Origin of the sequence: Streptomyces sp. NBC_00358, from assembly GCF_036099295.1 — a bacterium.
Lineage (GTDB): Bacteria > Actinomycetota > Actinomycetes > Streptomycetales > Streptomycetaceae > Streptomyces.
On record NZ_CP107976.1, the window covers coordinates 2,523,884 to 2,540,095 of the forward strand.

At 71.5% G+C, this 16,212-nt stretch carries 14 protein-coding genes; 9 read left to right on the forward strand and 5 right to left on the reverse strand.

Translation table 11 applies throughout. The features are described 5' to 3' along the window. Positions 1 to 24 precede the first annotated feature (24 nt). Both eccCa and OHT01_RS10435 read left to right on the forward strand, forming a co-directional pair. Positions 25 to 4,005, forward strand: a complete 3,981-nt coding sequence (gene eccCa, locus OHT01_RS10430) for a type VII secretion protein EccCa (protein ID WP_328552862.1) — start codon at positions 25 to 27, stop codon at positions 4,003 to 4,005. Beyond that, positions 4,005 to 5,405, forward strand: coding sequence for a DUF6177 family protein (locus OHT01_RS10435; protein WP_328552863.1), 1,401 nt, complete (start codon positions 4,005 to 4,007; stop codon positions 5,403 to 5,405). The genes eccCa and OHT01_RS10435 overlap by 1 nt, the downstream gene beginning before the upstream one ends. 67 nt (positions 5,406 to 5,472) lie before the next feature. Here OHT01_RS10435 and msrB read toward each other — a convergent pair whose 3' ends face one another. The 4 genes from msrB to OHT01_RS10455 form a co-directional block, all read right to left on the reverse strand. Continuing rightward, on the reverse strand, positions 5,473 to 5,880 hold the full coding sequence (gene msrB / locus OHT01_RS10440) for a peptide-methionine (R)-S-oxide reductase MsrB (RefSeq protein WP_328552864.1): 408 nt from the start codon (positions 5,878 to 5,880) through the stop codon (positions 5,473 to 5,475). A 45-nt stretch (positions 5,881 to 5,925) separates the two neighbouring features. Next, complete coding sequence (murC, locus tag OHT01_RS10445) at positions 5,926 to 7,314, reverse strand: UDP-N-acetylmuramate--L-alanine ligase (RefSeq protein WP_328552865.1); 1,389 nt, start codon at positions 7,312 to 7,314, stop codon at positions 5,926 to 5,928. Positions 7,315 to 7,849: 535 nt separating this feature from the next. Further along, positions 7,850 to 8,323, reverse strand: a complete 474-nt coding sequence (locus tag OHT01_RS10450) for an indole-3-glycerol phosphate synthase (protein WP_328552866.1) — start codon at positions 8,321 to 8,323, stop codon at positions 7,850 to 7,852. A 131-nt stretch (positions 8,324 to 8,454) separates the two neighbouring features. Further along, positions 8,455 to 9,249: a pyrimidine reductase family protein gene (locus OHT01_RS10455; RefSeq protein WP_328552867.1), complete on the reverse strand. Its 795-nt coding sequence runs from the start codon at positions 9,247 to 9,249 to the stop codon at positions 8,455 to 8,457. Between OHT01_RS10455 and zapE the strand changes: the two genes are divergently transcribed. From zapE to OHT01_RS10485, 6 genes are all read left to right on the forward strand, one after another. After that, the gene (zapE, locus tag OHT01_RS10460; RefSeq protein ID WP_328552868.1) at positions 9,248 to 10,393 is read left to right on the forward strand and encodes a cell division protein ZapE; all 1,146 of its coding nucleotides are present in this window, start codon (positions 9,248 to 9,250) and stop codon (positions 10,391 to 10,393) included. The two genes, OHT01_RS10455 and zapE, sit on opposite strands and share 2 nt — an antisense overlap. 118 nt (positions 10,394 to 10,511) lie before the next feature. Further along, positions 10,512 to 11,582, forward strand: a complete 1,071-nt coding sequence (locus tag OHT01_RS10465; RefSeq protein ID WP_328552869.1) for a slipin family protein — start codon at positions 10,512 to 10,514, stop codon at positions 11,580 to 11,582. Between the two features lie 178 nt (positions 11,583 to 11,760). Continuing rightward, a complete protein-coding gene (thrS, locus tag OHT01_RS10470; protein WP_443043380.1) occupies positions 11,761 to 12,984 on the forward strand; it encodes a threonine--tRNA ligase in 1,224 nt (407 codons plus the stop codon). Between the two features lie 168 nt (positions 12,985 to 13,152). Continuing rightward, on the forward strand, positions 13,153 to 14,019 hold the full coding sequence (locus OHT01_RS10475) for a polysaccharide deacetylase family protein (RefSeq protein WP_328552870.1): 867 nt from the start codon (positions 13,153 to 13,155) through the stop codon (positions 14,017 to 14,019). 79 nt (positions 14,020 to 14,098) lie between these two features. Continuing rightward, positions 14,099 to 14,305, forward strand: a complete 207-nt coding sequence (locus OHT01_RS10480) for a hypothetical protein (protein ID WP_328552871.1) — start codon at positions 14,099 to 14,101, stop codon at positions 14,303 to 14,305. Positions 14,306 to 14,411: 106 nt separating this feature from the next. Further along, entirely contained in the window at positions 14,412 to 15,176 is a 765-nt protein-coding gene (locus tag OHT01_RS10485; RefSeq protein ID WP_328552872.1) for a peptidyl-tRNA hydrolase, read from the forward strand. Positions 15,177 to 15,199: 23 nt separating this feature from the next. Here OHT01_RS10485 and OHT01_RS10490 read toward each other — a convergent pair whose 3' ends face one another. Further along, positions 15,200 to 15,673: a hypothetical protein gene (locus tag OHT01_RS10490; RefSeq protein ID WP_328552873.1), complete on the reverse strand. Its 474-nt coding sequence runs from the start codon at positions 15,671 to 15,673 to the stop codon at positions 15,200 to 15,202. A 281-nt stretch (positions 15,674 to 15,954) separates the two neighbouring features. On the opposite strand from OHT01_RS10490, the gene OHT01_RS10495 reads away from it, so the two are divergent. Next, the gene (locus OHT01_RS10495) at positions 15,955 to 16,185 is read left to right on the forward strand and encodes a DUF397 domain-containing protein (RefSeq protein WP_328558077.1); all 231 of its coding nucleotides are present in this window, start codon (positions 15,955 to 15,957) and stop codon (positions 16,183 to 16,185) included. The last annotated feature ends 27 nt before the right edge of the window (positions 16,186 to 16,212 follow it).

Sequence of the window (16,212 nt, forward strand, 5' to 3'; positions counted from 1 at the left end):
ACCCGTACAAGAAAGGGTCCGTCCGTGACCCAGCGCCTCATCCACCGGCCCGCGCGCTCCACCCGGCCCCTCGCCCCCGCCCGGCCGCGCACGATCGAGCCGCCGCCCAACCTGCCGGAGGGCAAGTCGGGCAACGCGGCGACCGCGCTGCTGCCCATGGCCGGAGTCATCAGCTCCGTCGTGATGATGACCGTCATCCGCAACAGCCAGTTCGCCGCCCTCGGCGCGCTCGTGCTGGTCTTCGCGCTCCTGGGCGCGGTCGCGCTGTTCCTGTCCCAGCGGGGCAAGGCCCAGCGCACCCGCCGCGCCCAGCGCGAGCGGTATCTGGACTACCTGGAGGAGCTCCGTGAGGAGTTCGGCACGGAGGAGCGGGACCTGCGCCGTCAGTCACGGGTGCTGAACCCTCCCCCGGAGGCCCTGTACGACCTCGTCCGGGATCCGGCGCGGTTGTGGGAGCGGCGCCGCCAGGACGCGGACTTCCTGCGCGTGAGGGTGGGCACCGGACGCGTGGCGGTACAGGAGCTGGTGGTCGGGGAGAACAGTACGGGCGGAGTGATGACCCCGCCCGACCCGTTCATGCTCAACGAGGCCCGCGCCCTGCGGAACCGGTTCGCCGCGGCGACGGACTTCCCGCTCACCGTGCCGCTGGACCGGGCGGGCAACGTCAGCGTCGTCGGGGACCGAGAGGGAGTGCTGCGGGTCGCCCGCGCACTGCTGATCCAGACCGCTGTCACGCACGCCCCCGACGATGTCGCCCTCGCGCTCGGCATACCCGGCGAGCGTCTGGCCGAGTGGGAGTGGGTCAAATGGCTTCCCCACGTACTCGATCCGTCCGAGCGCGACGGCCCGGTCGCCGCCCGACGAATCACGCCCGACCTCGTCCAGTTGGCGGCTCTGTGCCGCCAGGATCTGCGGCAGCGTGCCTCGTACGCGGCGGAGGTGCGGCGCGGGCTGTCGGACCGGGACGCGCTGCGGCTGACCGGCCGGCTGCTGGTCGTCAGCGACGAGTACGGGGAGACGGCGGCCGAGCTGCCTCGCCCGGACACGGCCGTCGACCTGCCGGACATGGGCGTCACCGTGCTGCATCTGCTGGAGCGGCAGGTGCACGAGCCGGATCAGGTGACGATTCGCATCACCGTCGACGGCGACCGGATCGCTGTCGAGGATCTGCGTTCGCCTCCCGTCGCCCACGGAACGTCGGACGCGGTCAGCGCCCCGGGGGCCGAAGGGATCGCGCGTCTGCTGGCGCCGCTCAGGTTGTCGGCGGAGTCCGCGGCCGAGGGGACACCCGTGTCCGGACAGGTGGACTTCCCCGGCCTGCTGGGCATCGAGAACCCGGCCGCCCTGGACATGTCCCGGCTGTGGGCACCGCGCGGCGAGCGCGACTTCCTGCGCGTCCCGATCGGCCTGACGGACGGTCATGGGCCGGTGTTGCTGGACCTGAAGGAGTCCTCCGAACTCGGCATGGGCCCGCACGGGCTGTGCGTGGGCGCGACCGGCTCCGGCAAGAGCGAACTGCTGCGCACCCTGGTCCTCGCGCTCACCGCCACCCACTCCCCCGAGGACCTGGCACTCGTCCTGGTCGACTACAAAGGCGGCGCCACCTTCGCCCCGTTCACCGAACTCCCGCACGTGGCCGGCGTGATCACCAACCTGGAGAATCAGGCCGGGCTCGTCGAACGCGTCCACAGCAGCCTCGCCGGTGAGGTCCGGCGCCGCCAGCAGGTCCTCAAAGAAGCGGGCAACGTCGCCGACATCGGCCACTACGCCGCGCTGCGCGCCGCCGGGCGCCCCGACCTGGAACCACTGCCCCACCTGTTCGTCGTCATCGACGAGTTCGGTGAACTGATCACCGCCAAGCCGGACTTCATCGACCTGTTCCTGTCCATCGGCCGCATCGGCCGCTCCATCGGCGTCCACCTGCTGCTGTCCAGCCAGCGCATCGAAGGCGGCAAGCTCAAGGGTCTGGACACGTATCTGTCGTACAGGCTGGGCCTGCGCACCTTCTCCGCCGACGAGTCGCGTACCGTCCTGGACACCACCGACGCCTTCCACCTGCCGCCGTTGCCGGGCTTCGGCTATCTGAAGGTCGATACGTCCACGTACGAACGGTTCAAGTCCGGCTACGTCTCCGGCGCCTACCGCGGCCCGGCGCTCCTGGAGGACGCGGGGAGCGAGCCCCTCGCCTGGCCCTATCCCACCTTCAACACGCTCGACAGGTCTCATGCGGTCGTCGCGGAGGAGCCCGCGGCCGCCAAGAGGGAGACCGGGCCGACCGTGATGTCGGTGATGGTCGGCCAACTCGCCACCGCCGCACCGCCGGTGCGGCGGATCTGGCTTCCGCCGCTGCCCGCCGCCATCACGCTGGACGCCGCCGCAGGCCCGGTGCAGGTGTCGGAGCGCGGTCTGCAACTCGCCGGGCGAGCGACGGCGATGCGGGTTCCCCTCGGCATTCTCGACGATCCGGCCAGCCAATGGCAGGGCCGGTGGCTGCTGGATCTGACGGTCGCGGGCGGTCACGCGGCGGTCATCGGCGGCCCGCAGTCGGGCAAGACCACTCTCCTGCGCACTCTCGCGCTGTCGCTGGCCACGACCCACACTCCGTACGACGTCGCCGTCTACGGCCTCGACCTGGTCGGCGGCGGCCTGTCGGCCCTGGCGGGACTGCCGCACGTCGGCGGTGTCGCCGGGCGCGCCGACCAAGAGCTGGCCGCCCGGACCGTCGCCGAGGTCACCACCATGCTCGCCGAGCGTGAGGAAGTCTTCCGCACCCACGGCATCGACTCCGTCGACCAGCTGCGCCACCTGCGCGGCAGGGGACAGCTGTCCGAGCTCGGCTCCACCGACATCGTGCTGCTCATCGACGGATTCGGCGCGCTGCGCGACGAGTTCGCCGCACTGGACGACGCCGTGGCCGACCTTCTCAAGCGCGGCGGCGGCTACGGCATCCACGTCGTCGCCGGGATGCTGCGCTGGAACGACGTCCGCATCGCCACTCAGTCCCTGTTCGGCACCCGCGTCGAACTCCGGCTCAACGACCCGGCCGACTCGTCCATCGACCGCAAACTGTCCCAGACCCTCTCCCCCGACACCCCGGGCCGCGTCCTGACCGACGGCAGGCTGTTCGCCCAGGTCGCACTGCCACGCGTCGACGCGTCTTCGTCCACGGGCGACCTCGGCCCGGCGCTGGAGGAGGCCGCCCGAACGATCCGCGCCACCTGGCACGGCGAACTCGCCGCTCCTGTAAGGGTGTTGCCGACCCGGCTGCGCGCGGCACAGCTGCCGTCCCTGGTCGCCGAGCCCCGGCGGGTGCCGCTCGGCCTCGACCAGGACGCCCTGGCCCCGTCCCTGCTGGACCTCTTCGGGAGCGACCAGCACCTGCTGATCCTGGGCGACAACGAGTGCGGCAAGACCAACCTGCTGAAACTGATAGCCCGCCAACTCGTCGACCGATACGGCGACGACGAACTGGTCTTCGGGGTCTTCGACCCGCGCCGCGGCCTGCGCGGTGTGGTCCCGGAGCCCTACCGCGGCGGCTACGCCCACAACGCCAGACTCGCCACCGCGCTGGCCACCGGCATCGCCACCGAGCTGGAGAAGCGTCTGCCGGAGACGGCGGACCCGGACGCGGCCGGAACGGAGCCCTCGTTCAGCGGACCGCGGATCGTGATCCTGGTCGACGACTACGACATCCTCACCACCGGCGGCCTGCAACCCCTGGCCCCCTTCCTGCCGTACATCTCCTCCGCCCAGGACATCGGCCTCCACCTCGTCGTCGCCCGCCGCACCGCCGGGTCCTCCCGCGCCCTCTACGAACCCCTGCTGACCACCCTGCGGGAGACGGGCTCCGCAGCCCTCCTGATGACCGGCGACCGCACCGAAGGCCAGCTCTTCCCCGGCCTGTACGCCTCAGCTCAGCCACCCGGACGCGGCACCCTCGTCCGCCGGGGCCGCCACCACCAGCTCATCCAGACCGCGCTGACCGACGAAGAGACCGAGCAGTAATGACCAAGGACGTCATCGCCCTCACCCCCGGAATGCCCGATGTCTGGGCCCTGCTGGCCGGGTTGTACGCGGGCGGCCCCGAGGTGGACATCACGGCAGCGGCCGACGGCGCGGTCATCCAGCTCCGCGGGCCCGGCGGACGGCCCCTCGTGTCCGTCGAGGCACCGGTGCTCGTACAGGTGCCGGGCGAAGCCCTCCGGCTCCTCGGCAGCGATGTCCCCGTGCCGTTCTGGTGGACCGAGGCCCGCGCCTCCACCGCTGTTCCCGAGGCCGAGCGCCTTGCCGGATCCGTATGCGGGCGCCTCAACTCGCTGCTGGGCGGAACCACTTGGCCGCCCGGCGCAGCCACCACCGAGGTCGTCGACATCTCCACCGTTCCCGCGCCGGCTGACGGACAACCCGCCGTGGACGTACTGACCGACAGCACGGCCGTCGTCCTGATCGACCGGCCCGTGGTCGCCCTGACCTCATGGCTCTCGGCCGTCCTGCGCACCACGTCCCCATCCGGCCGCGCCCTGCAGATCGTCACCCCGCCCCACGTACGACTGAGCCTGCCCGCCCGCACCTCACTCGCTCAGATCCCCAATCGCTGGGTCGTCCAGGACCCGGGCTGCGGCTACTACGACGGGCTGTCCGGTGCCGTACTGCGCTGGCAGAACGGCACCTTCGCACCCGCCCTCACCAAGGACGGCAGACCGACCGTGGCCGAGGCGTTCGCCGACGTACCGCCGTCCACCGGACACCAGGTCGTCGTGGCATTCCGCACCGTGCGTCCCGCGGACGAGCACCTGGTTCTCGGCCGCGCACTCGAAACGGCCTGGAAGGCCCTGACCGGAGCCTCACCCGCGGGCTGGGGCACAGCAGAGCCCGTCAGCCTGCCCTGGTCACCGCGCCAGTTGACCGACCTCGCCCGCGACCGGGCGCCGGAGCCGACGCACATGGTCGCCGTCGGCCACCCCGAACGCCCGGCGATCGCCACGATACGGGTGACCCGAACGGCGACCGGCGTGGAGGAGGACATCAAACTCACCCTCGGCTACAGCACGAACGAGACCCCTCCGCTCGAAGCGATCGAGAACCTCGCCGAGACCCTGGTCACCGACCACGGCCTGGCCACCATGCTCACGTCACTCCGCCGGGGTCGGCACGACCTCACCACGCCCCCGCACCTCGAAGAACCGCCGGTCCCCCACACCTTCACCCTGGGGCCCGACGACGTGGCCGCCGTCGGCCTCACCCACGCCCGCCGACCGCCCGTCGGCGTCCGGCCGACCCAACTCGGTCCTGAGGCCCGGCCCGCGCTCCACTACCCCCTCGGCGACGGAACCGTCCCCGGGGCATGGACCACTCTTCAACGCCTCACGGCCCACATCGGAGCCGCGCCGGGAACGGCACACTGACCAGGTCCGGGACCCCGCGTCCGCGACCAACAGGTGAGCGGTGAGGATCCTCGGAGCGCCGGCAGGGTCAGCCCTCGTCCGTCGTCAGCCGCAGCGAAATGCTGTTGATGCAGTACCGCTGGTCCGTCGGCGTCGGATACCCCTCGCCCTCGAAGACATGACCGAGGTGCGATCCGCAGCGTGCGCAGCGCACCTCGGTGCGTGTCATGCCGTGCGAGCGGTCCTGGATCAGCTCGACCGCGTCGGAGTCCTTCGGGTCGTAGAAGGAGGGCCAGCCGCAGTGCGACTCGAACTTCTCCGTGGAGGTGAAGAGTTCGGCGCCACAGGCGCGACAGGAGTAGACGCCGGTCGTCTTGGTGTCGGTGTACTCACCGGTGAAGGCGGGCTCGGTGCCCGCCTTGCGCAGCACCGTGTACTCGGCCGGGGTCAGCTCCGCGCGCCACTGCTCGTCCGGCTTTTCGATGTCGTACGACATGAAGCTCAACCCCTCACGCTCAAGGAGGCCCACTGGGAGCCACGGTCATGCGGACAGGCGGGCGAGGATCTCCGGTCCGAGATCCGTCACGTCGCCCGCGCCCATGGTGAGAACGAGATCACCGGGCTTCGTCATTCCCGCGACGGCGGACGGGACCTCGGCCTTGTCGTGGACCGGCGTCACCTCCGCGCCCGCGGCCCGTGCCGCCCGGAGGATCAGCTCGCTGGTGACACCCGGGATCGGGTCCTCGCGGGCCGGGTAGATGTCCAGCACGACCGAGGCGTCCGCCAGCGACAGGGCCTCGCCCATCTCCTTGCCCAGCTCCTGGGTGCGGGAGAACAGGTGCGGCTGGAAGACCACGAGGATGCGGCCCGAGGTGCCCGCCCGCATGGCCTCCAGGTCGGCGGTCATCTCGGTCGGGTGGTGCGCGTAGGAGTCGACGACCTGGACGCCTGCCGCCTCGCCCTTGAGCTGCAGGCGGCGCTTCACACCGGTGTAGGAGGCGAGCGCGGGGGCCAGTTCGGCCGCCGGGATGCCGAGGGCGACACCCGCGGCCAGCGCGGCGACCGCGTTGTGCGCGTAGTGGCGGCCGGGGACGGAGACGGTGAAGGTGAGCTCGGCGCCGTCCAGCAGGACCGTGACCTCGCTCTTCAGGCCGTGCGGGACCACGGCGAGCACCCGGACGTCCGCGTCGGCGGCGTCGCCGTACGTCACCACGCGCACGTCACGGCCCGTGACGCGGCGCGTCAGTTCGCGGGCGCCCTCGTGGTCCGCCGAGATCACCAGCGTGCCGCCCTCGGTGACACGGTCCACGAACGTCTCGAAGGACTCGTAGATCTCTTCCATGGACGCGTAGTTGGCGTGGTGGTCGAGTTCGACGTTGAGGATGATCGCGACTTCGGGCGCGTACTTGTGGAAGCTGCGGTCCGACTCGTCGGCCTCGGCGACGAAGATCTCGCCCTCGCCGTGCAGGGCGTTCGAACCGGGGGCGTCGAGGTCGCCGCCGATGGCGTACGACGGCGAGAGGCCGAGCGACGACAGGGACACGGCCAGCATCGACGTGGTGGTCGTCTTGCCGTGGGTGCCCGCGACCGCGATCGGGCGCAGGCCGTCCATCAGGCGGGCGAGGGCGTCCGAGCGGTGGACCACGGGGATGCCGAGCTCGGCCGCGCGGGCGAGCTCGGGGTTGTCCGCGCGGATCGCGGAGGAGACCACGACACAGGTGGCGTCGGGGGCGAGGTGGCCGGCCGCGTGTCCGATGTGCACCGTGGCGCCCAGGGCGCGCAGCGCCTCGGCGGTCGGTGACTCCTTCGCGTCGCTGCCCGCCACCGCCGCTCCGCGCTGCGCGAGGATCTTCGCGATGCCCGACATCCCGGCGCCGCCGATGCCGATGAAGTGCGGTCGGTCCATCGCGGTAGGAAGGCCGGGTGCCATGCGTGTATCTCCCCAAGATCCGGTACGAAGGTGGGCGCGCTCTGCCGACAGAGCGCGCACCCAGCCTATGGGGTGCGGCGGACAGTCCCTCACTAGGGCGTGTTTCGAAAGTCCCGTCTGGCTCGCGACGCCTGGCACGGCCCTCCCCCAAGCTCTTCGAGCAGGGGGGACCCCCACGCCGCGTTGTCGGGATCGCCCGAGTACGCCCAGTACGCGGACGACCCTCCGCCTTGCGATGCACCGCACCAGACGCCGCGAGCCCCGCCCTCCGGGCGGACGACGCTACTTTCGAAACACGCCCTAGGACACCGGCGGACCCGCCGCGGGCACCCGGGGCGGACGCCCAGCCGTCTCCCGGGGAAGCCAGGACGCCGGGCCATGGGCCGTAGGCCCCGGGCCGCCCCTGGACCGGAATCACGGCCCGCGCCGCTGATTCCCCGGGAAGCGGGAGTGGCGGAGCCGCGCCTCGCACGCGCCCGGGGGCGGAGGCTGCGCCACGCGCGGCGCGCTCACGCCCCCGGAACCCGGGGCCCGCTCACACCTTGCTGTGCGAGAACAGCTTCAGCACCGGTACGCCCACCTTGTGGCGGGCCCGGGAGGCCCAGTCGCGGTGGAAGAACTCCTCCACGTAGTGGGGGTCGGTCAGCACGATGACCTCGTCGGCCTTCACCTCGTCGACCAGGCTCTTCAGCGCGTCGAGCGGGTGGTCCTCGATGAGCCGTCCCTCGGCCTCGCTGCCGGAGGAGCGCAGGGCGAGCAACGACACTTCGAGCGCCTGCTCACCCTGGCTGGCGGCCGCCTCGCCCTCCGGTGTGTCGCCCTCGCGGGCCGCCTCGTCGATCTCGCCCATCGCGACGTCGTCGATGGCCCGCAGCAACCGGTCCGCCTGGTCGCCCCGGGGCTGGAGCAGCACATGGAAGGCGACCGCCTCGTCACCGTGCAAGGTGGTGACGAACTCCACGTCGGCGGACGTCAGGGCCTTCTCGATCATCAATACGCTTGTGAACACGACAGGCGCCCTTCTCGTCCGTGGGCCGTCACGGCCCCTGCGGAAACCATCCTGCCCCGTGATCGCACGGGTACTGCGCGATTTAGTGTGCCCGTCGGAAGATAAACGGAACCTATCGTTCCGTCGGCCTGTCAGGGCCGACGGTATCGGCTGTACAGGAACCCGGCCTCTTCCAGCAAAGACACCAGTTCGAGCTGTCGCGGAACGGGCACCGAGGGCCCTCCGGCGATCCGCTGGGCGTCGCCCGCGCTGAGCATCGGGGCCAGCGTCAGGCACATCTCGTCCAGCACACCGGCCGCGACGAACTGGCCCAGCAGCCGGGGTCCGCCCTCGGTCAGCAGTCTGGTGTGCCCGAGGTCGCCCAGGGCCCGTACGGCGCGGGCCGGATCGATCCCCACGCCGTCCCCGGCGATCACCACCCGGGCGCCCGCCCGCTCGGCCTCCGCCATCCGGTCCGGGGCCGCCGCGGCGCCCGTCAGCACCAGCGTGGGCACCAGCGGCGACGTGAAGAGCGGCAGCGAGAAGTCCAGGTCCAGGCTCGCCGTGACCACGGCGAGCGCGGGCGCGGGGCCCTGCCCGGCGGCCTTGCGCAGGGCCGCGAAGGCCTCACGCGCGCGTGCCGGCCGGTATCCCTCCTGCCGCACCGTCTCCGCTCCGACCACCACGACGTCCGCGAGGCCCCTGAGGACGCCGAAGATCCGCATGTCGGTGGCGTTGGAGATGGGCTGCGAGCGCCCGTCGTGCTGGGCGGCGCCGTCGAGCGTGGACACCATGTTGGCCCGCAGCCAGGGCTCGCGGACCTCGGGGTAGGCGTACGCCGCCGCCAGTTCCCCGAGGTCCCACTCGCGCTCCGTCACATCCGTCACGGGGGCCTCGGCGGAGGCCTGGGCTGCTGTTTCGTAGGTCACAGGGAACAGGCGTCGCATGACGAGCAGTGTGGCACGGCGCATAGAGTGGGGAACCGTGTCGTCCACCTCCACCGCCTCCGCGATCGACCCGATAGCCGAAGCGGCACCCCTGTCCCTGTGCGCTCGCGAGCCGCACGTCCCCGCCGACCGGCTCGTCGCCGAGATGGTGCCGCCGCCGCGCTTCGACTCGGTCCGCTTCGCCACGTACATCCCGGACCCGAACCAGCCCAGCCAGACCCAGGCCGTGGGCATCCTCGAAGGCTTCGCGGGCGGGCTCGGCGGGGCGCACGCGGTGGGGGCGCCCAAGCGGAAGCTGTTCGGCTTCGGCAAGGCGCCGAAGACTCCGGCCGGCCCCCGGGGCGTCTACCTGGACGGCGGGTACGGCGTCGGCAAGACCCACCTCCTCGCCTCCCTGTGGCACGCGACCCCGGCGGAGCCCGCGCTCAAGGCGTTCGGCACCTTCGTGGAGCTGACCAACCTGGTGGGCGCGCTCGGCTTCCAGAAGACCGTGCAGACCCTTTCCGGGCACCGACTGCTGTGCATCGACGAGTTCGAACTGGACGACCCGGGCGACACCGTCCTCGTCTCCACCCTGCTCGGCAAGCTGGTCGACGCGGGCGTCGCCCTCGCCGCCACTTCGAACACACTTCCGGGCAAGCTCGGCGAGGGCCGGTTCGCGGCGGCCGACTTCCTGCGCGAGATCCAGGGCCTGTCCGCGCGCTTCCGCCCGCTGCGCATCGACGGCGAGGACTACCGGCACCGCGGTCTGCCCGAGGCGCCCTCCCCGTTCTCCGACGAACAGGTCACCAAGGCGGCGTACGCCACCGACGGCGCGTCCCTGGACGACTTCCCGCACCTGCTGGACCACCTGGCGCGCGTCCACCCCAGCCGGTACGGCGCGCTGACCGACGGGATCTCGGCGGTCTGCCTCACCGACGTCCAGCCCGTCCCGGACCAGTCGACGGCGCTGCGGCTCGTGGTGCTCGCGGACCGGCTGTACGACCGCGAGGTGCCGGTCCTCGCCTCCGGAATGCCCTTCGACCGGCTGTTCAGCGAGGAGATGCTGAACGGCGGCTACCGCAAGAAGTACTTCCGCGCGATCTCCCGGCTGACCGCGCTCGCCCGCGACGCGAAGCCACTCGTCGAGGGCCGGGGAGCCTAGGCCCCGTCGCGGAGCGGCGGGACCGTACGACGCCCGGCGACAGACCAGACAACAACCGCACCCCCGCGACGTAAAGTGGAGAAGACAGACAAACTGGGCGACTCGGAAGGGGGTCGTCATGGTCCAGGAAATCATCGCGGCGATCGCGGTGGCCGCTTCCGCCGGCGTGGTCTATGTCGCGGCCGGTGCCAGGGTCGTCAAGCAGTACGAGCGTGGGGTCGTCCTTCGTCTGGGGCGGCTCGCCGGGGAGGTCCGCTCCCCCGGCTTCACGATGGTCGTGCCCTTCGTGGACCGGCTGCGCAAGGTCAATATGCAGATCGTGACCCTGTCCGTGCCGGCCCAGGAGGGCATCACCCGGGACAACGTCACGGTCCGGGTGGACGCGGTCGTCTACTTCAAGGTGGTGGACGCGGCGAACGCGGTCATCCAGGTCGAGGACTACCGCTTCGCGGTCTCCCAGATGGCGCAGACCTCGCTCCGCTCGATCATCGGCAAGAGCGACCTGGACGACCTGCTGTCCAACCGCGAAATGCTCAACCAGGGCATGGAGTTGATGATCGACAGCCCGGCGATCGGCTGGGGCGTGCAGATCGACCGCGTCGAGATCAAGGACGTGTCGCTGCCGGAGACGATGAAACGGTCCATGGCCCGCCAGGCCGAGGCCGACCGTGAGCGCAGGGCCCGGATCATCAACGCGGACGCCGAACTTCAGGCGTCCAAGAAGCTGGCACAGGCCGCCGAGGTGATGTCCGAACAGCCCGCGGCACTCCAACTGCGACTGCTGCAGACAGTGGTGGCCGTCGCGGCCGAGAAGAACTCCACCCTCGTCCTGCCCTTCCCCGTGGAACTGCTGCGCTTCCTGGAACGAGCCCAGCCCGCCCCACCCGCCCAACCGGTGGCGGCGCCGCAGCCGCCGCCGAGGGAACAGCAGCCCGAGGCCGCGCCCGGGACAACGGAGCCGGCGGCGGAGGCTCCCGCCGCGCCGGACCGGGTCAACGGAGTGCCGGAGGCGCTCGGCCTTCCGGAGGCGTTCGCGGACACGGACGGGTTCGGAATCCTGAGCAGGCCCGGACCGCCGAGGGAGCCCGGGGAACCCGACGATCCCTTGGCCTCGGAGGATTCCGGGACGCCTCAGGACTCGTCCGGGGAACCGGAGGAGCGCACCGGGCCGGAGGCGCCCGCGGGATAAGTTCCGTGCGCCGCAAGTACCGCTGCTAGCGTGAGGGCCGTGAAGCGTGCCGTAGTGAACACGACGACGCCGGAGAGTGTCCCGGCGCGCTGACCGCTGATGTGAGTCGAAGCCCCGGGGCGAGTGCCCCGGGGCTTCGCCGTGTGGTCGCTCGCCCTCCGCAAGCGAGGAGACCACCATGAACGACCACCGCCGACTCGGCCGCGAACTCGACCTGTTCGACACCGACCCCCTGATGGGGGCCGGACTGCCCTACTGGCTGCCGGACGGCGCCGCCGTGCGGTACGCCCTGGAGGAGTACGTCCGCGACGCCGAGCGCCGGGCGGGCTATCGGCACGTGTACTCACCGGTGCTGGGCAAGAAGGAGCTCTACGAGATCTCGGGGCACTGGTCGCACTACGGCGACGACATGTTCCCCCCGATGGAACTCGGCTCGGAGCAGGTGCTGTTGCGGCCGAGCCTGTGCCCCCATCACGCGCTCATCTACCGGTCCCGCCCACACAGCTACCGCGAACTCCCCTTCCGAATGGCCGAGTTGGGCGCCATGTACCGCTCCGAGCTGTCCGGCGTACTGGGCGGCCTGACCCGGGTGCGCGCCATCCAGCTCAACGACGCGCACATCTTCTGCGCCCCGGACCAGGTCGCCGAAGAGGCCTCCGCCGCACTCGGGTTGATCCGGGAGGCGTACGACGCGATGGGCATCCGCGCGGCCCGGTACCGGCTGTCGCTGCCGGGCCCCGGCGGGAAGTACGTCGCCGATCCTGAGCTGTGGCACAGATCGGCCGCCCTGCTGCGCGAGGTCCTCGACGGCTCGGGTGTGGCGTACGAGGCCGTGGAGGGCGAGGCCGCGTTCTACGGGCCGAAGATCGATGTCCAGATCAGCGACCCGGCTGGCCGCGAGGCCACCCTCTCGACCGTTCAGGTCGACTTCCATCAGCCCGAGCGGTTCGATCTGCACTACATCGGCGCCGACGGCGGGAAACACCGGCCGGTCATGGTGCACCGGAGCGTGATCGGCAGTCTGGAGCGGGCCGTCGCCCACCTCATCGAGGTGCACGGCGGCGCCTTTCCCGCCTGGCTCGCCCCCACCCAGCTGGTGGTCCTGCCGGTCTCCGACGCCGAGACCGACCGGGCGCTCCAGTTCGTACACCGCTGCCGCGACCAGGGGCTGCGGGCCGAACTCGCCGCCCCGGAGCAGGGCAGTCTGGGTGCCCGGGTGCGGGCCGCCCGGCTGGTCCCGTACCAGGCGGTGATCGGCCCCCGGGAGGCGGCCGCCGATCTGATCGCCCTGCGCCTGCGGGACGGCCGCCGTCTCGACCCCGGACCGGCCGCCGAGGTCCTGCACCTCGTCGGACAGCAGATCGAATCCCGTAGCGTCGATCTGCTCGACCGGACCGGCTGAGCAGGCATGGCGGGGCGGTGCGGGCCCCGGGCCACCCGCACCCGCCCCGCCCGCCCTCGCGGATCACGGCCCCGGACGGAGCCCCAGCCGGGTGACTTCGGGGCCGTATGCGAGCGGCACACCTCCACCCTGGGCAAATAGTCACACTTATCTGCATATCGTCACACGATGATTCTCTCTGTACGGAGCATCGCCGCGACCTGCGCCCTGGGAGCCCTCGGCGCCGGACTCGCCGCCTGCGGCTCCCCGGCGATCCCGGATGCCGCGCGCCGGGGACACCACGCGCCCGCCACCGCGGCCGCCCCCGCCGCGCCCTCGCGGCCGCCCACGCTCGCACCCGGTCCCGCCGGGCTGACGCCCGTCTTCAAGAACGGGCCGCGCACGCCGGACAAGACCGTCGCGCTGACGTTCGACGCGGACATGACCGCGGACGAGGGGGCAAGGGCGGCGGCCGGTGAGCGTTTCGACAATCCGCGGCTGATCGCGACACTGCGGAAGTTCAAGGTGCCCGCGACCTTGTTCATGACGGGCCGATGGGCCGACGAGTACCCGCGGGAGGCCAAGGACATCGGGCAGGACCCGCTGTTCGAGATCGCCAACCACTCGTACAGCCACTACGCCTTCACCGGCGACTGCTACGGGCTGCCGACCATCCCCGAGGACAGGATGCGCGCGGACGTGGAGCGGGCGTACGCCTCCTTCCGGAAGGCCGGGGTGCGGGACCCGATGCCCTACTTCCGCTTCCCTGGCGGGTGTTACGACCAGCGGTCGCTGCGGGCGCTGAGCGCGGCCGGGGTCACCGCCGTGCAGTGGGACGTGGTGAGCGGGGACGCGTTCGCGACGGACGCGGACGCCGTGGCACAACAGGTGCTCGACGGGGTGCGGTCCGGGTCCGTCGTCGTCATGCACTGCACCCGCAGCGCGGCACCGGTGACCGAGCGGGCGCTGCGCACGGTCGTTCCGGAGCTGCGCCGCAGAGGCTTCCGCTTCGTGAAGGTGTCCGAACTGATCGGCGCCGCGGACGCACGGCACTGAGTCCGCTTCCGGTGCTCCGCGCTCCCGTGCTCCCTGGCTCCCGTGCTCCCTGGCTGCCCGGCCCTCGTAAGCTGAAGGCATGAGCGACGACAGCCGCGCGATCGACGCGGACGGGCCGGCCGGGGAGTCACCGCGCGCCCTCGGCGCGGCGGGGGAAGCCGGGCCGCCGTACGCGGAGTGCGTGCTGTGCCGTGAACCGACCGAATACCCGGAGTCGCACAAGGGGATCACGCTGTGCCCCGTCTGCGCCTGGCACGAGGCGCAGCGCACCGCTTGTTCCGGCTGACCCGGCCGCAGCACACCGGAGACCGGAAGTCCGGGCGGAGGCGCCGGGCCGGCGCCCGTGGGAACCGTCCGCCCTGGACGGATCTTGCGCCTGGCAGACTGGGGACGTGAGCAGCGACCCGGTCCCCGCCGACGATTCCACCGACGACAGCCCGTTCCGTACTGAGCCGACTGTGCGCGACAAGGCACGGCAGTTCGTGCTGCCGCTGGTCGTGCACATCGAGAAGGCCGCTCCCCCCGCGCGCACCGACGCGCTGGAGACCGCCGCGCGCGCCGTGCTGACCATCCTGAGCGACGAGCGTTCGCTCGGGGACGGCCCGTGGGCGCAGGCGATGACGGACTGGCAGGACGCCCGGATCCGCAAGGTGGTGCGGCGGGCGCGCGGAGCGGAATGGCGGCGCGCCGAGGCGCTGCCGGGCATCACGGTGACCGGGACGTCGTCCGAGGTACGGGTCTTCCCGCCGGTGCCGCTGGACGGCTGGCCGAAGGATCTGGCGCGGCTCCAGGTGTCCGGTACGGACCTCGACGACCCGGAGCCGCCGGCACCGGCCGATCCGGCGGCGCCCGTACTGTGGCTGAACCCGGAGCTCGACATGTCGGCCGGCAAGACGATGGCGCAGACGGGTCACGGTGCCCAACTGGCCTGGTGGGAGCTGTCGGAGAAGGAGCAGACCGCCTGGCGCGAGTCGGGCTTCGCCCTCTCCGTGCGTACGGCGGACCCGGCCCGCTGGAGTGAACTCACCACGTCGGAGCTGCCGTTGGTCCGTGACGCGGGATTCACGGAGATCGCGCCCGGACTGACCGTCGCCGTCGAGGGCCATGACCGGGTGGGGGCGTTGCCGCCGGAACGCGCGCCGGACTCGGCGGGCTGAGTCCGGCCCCTGCGCCGGGAGCCTCAGCCGGCCAGTGTCGAGGCGAGTTCGGTGGTGACCCGGACGAGTTCGGTGTCCGGCTCGGCCAGCAGGTGCTGGAGGCTGCCGCGGTGGGCGCGCACGGCCTGGCGGGCTTCCCGTTCCCAGCCCACCCAGTTCTCGCGGCGGTTGAGGAGCTTGGGATAGGCGGCGGCCGTCCGCTCCCACTGGCGGGCGTCCGCGATGTCCTTCAGGAGCTGGACTATCTGCACCCGGCAGGTGACCTGTGGGAGTTCAGCGAGTTCCCAGAGGAAGGGGACGGTCGCGGCCGTCGCCTGCTCCACCACGAATCCGTACTGGCAGATTCGTTCCCTCAGGTCCTGCAGTGCGGCCCTGGCCGTTGTCGCGTCACCCCAGGCGATGGTGTTGAGCAGGAACGGGATGGCCTCCGCCGACCCCTTGGAGTCCTTGATCTCGTCCCACGACACGTGTTCCAGATTCCTGAGTGGTGTTGCCATTTCCGCTCCCTCCGAAGGCGTCGGACAGTGTCAGGCGCTCGGGCGGCCGACAGTCCGTCCCGGGCGGGCACGCTCCCGAGGGAGCCCTGAAACGACGTCAGCACGTGGCGCTGGTAACGAGGTTGACGCCACGGCTATTATCCACGCTGACAGCCAGTTCGTGCAATTGCACGAGAAATTGCACGAAGACAGAGAGACACAGGGGCCGCGTGAGGTCCGGCCCGGGCCTGTGACCGGGGGCCGGGCGCGCACGCGTGGAACGTCAGCAAGGAGAGTGCGTGGTGCCATCAGTGCCGAACGGAGTACGGGCGAGCTCGCTGGGCGCCTGCTGGATCAAGAGCAGGCACAGCAACGCCGAGGGCAACTGTGTCGAGGTGGCCGCCCTGGGCGACGGAGGCATCGCGGTCCGCAACTCCCGTGACCCCGACGGTCCGGCCCTCGTCTACACCCCGGCGGAACTGGCCGCGTTCCTGGCCGGCGCGAAGGACGGCGAGTTCGACCATCTGCTCTGAGTCGGCCTTCGATCTTCCCGAACTCCG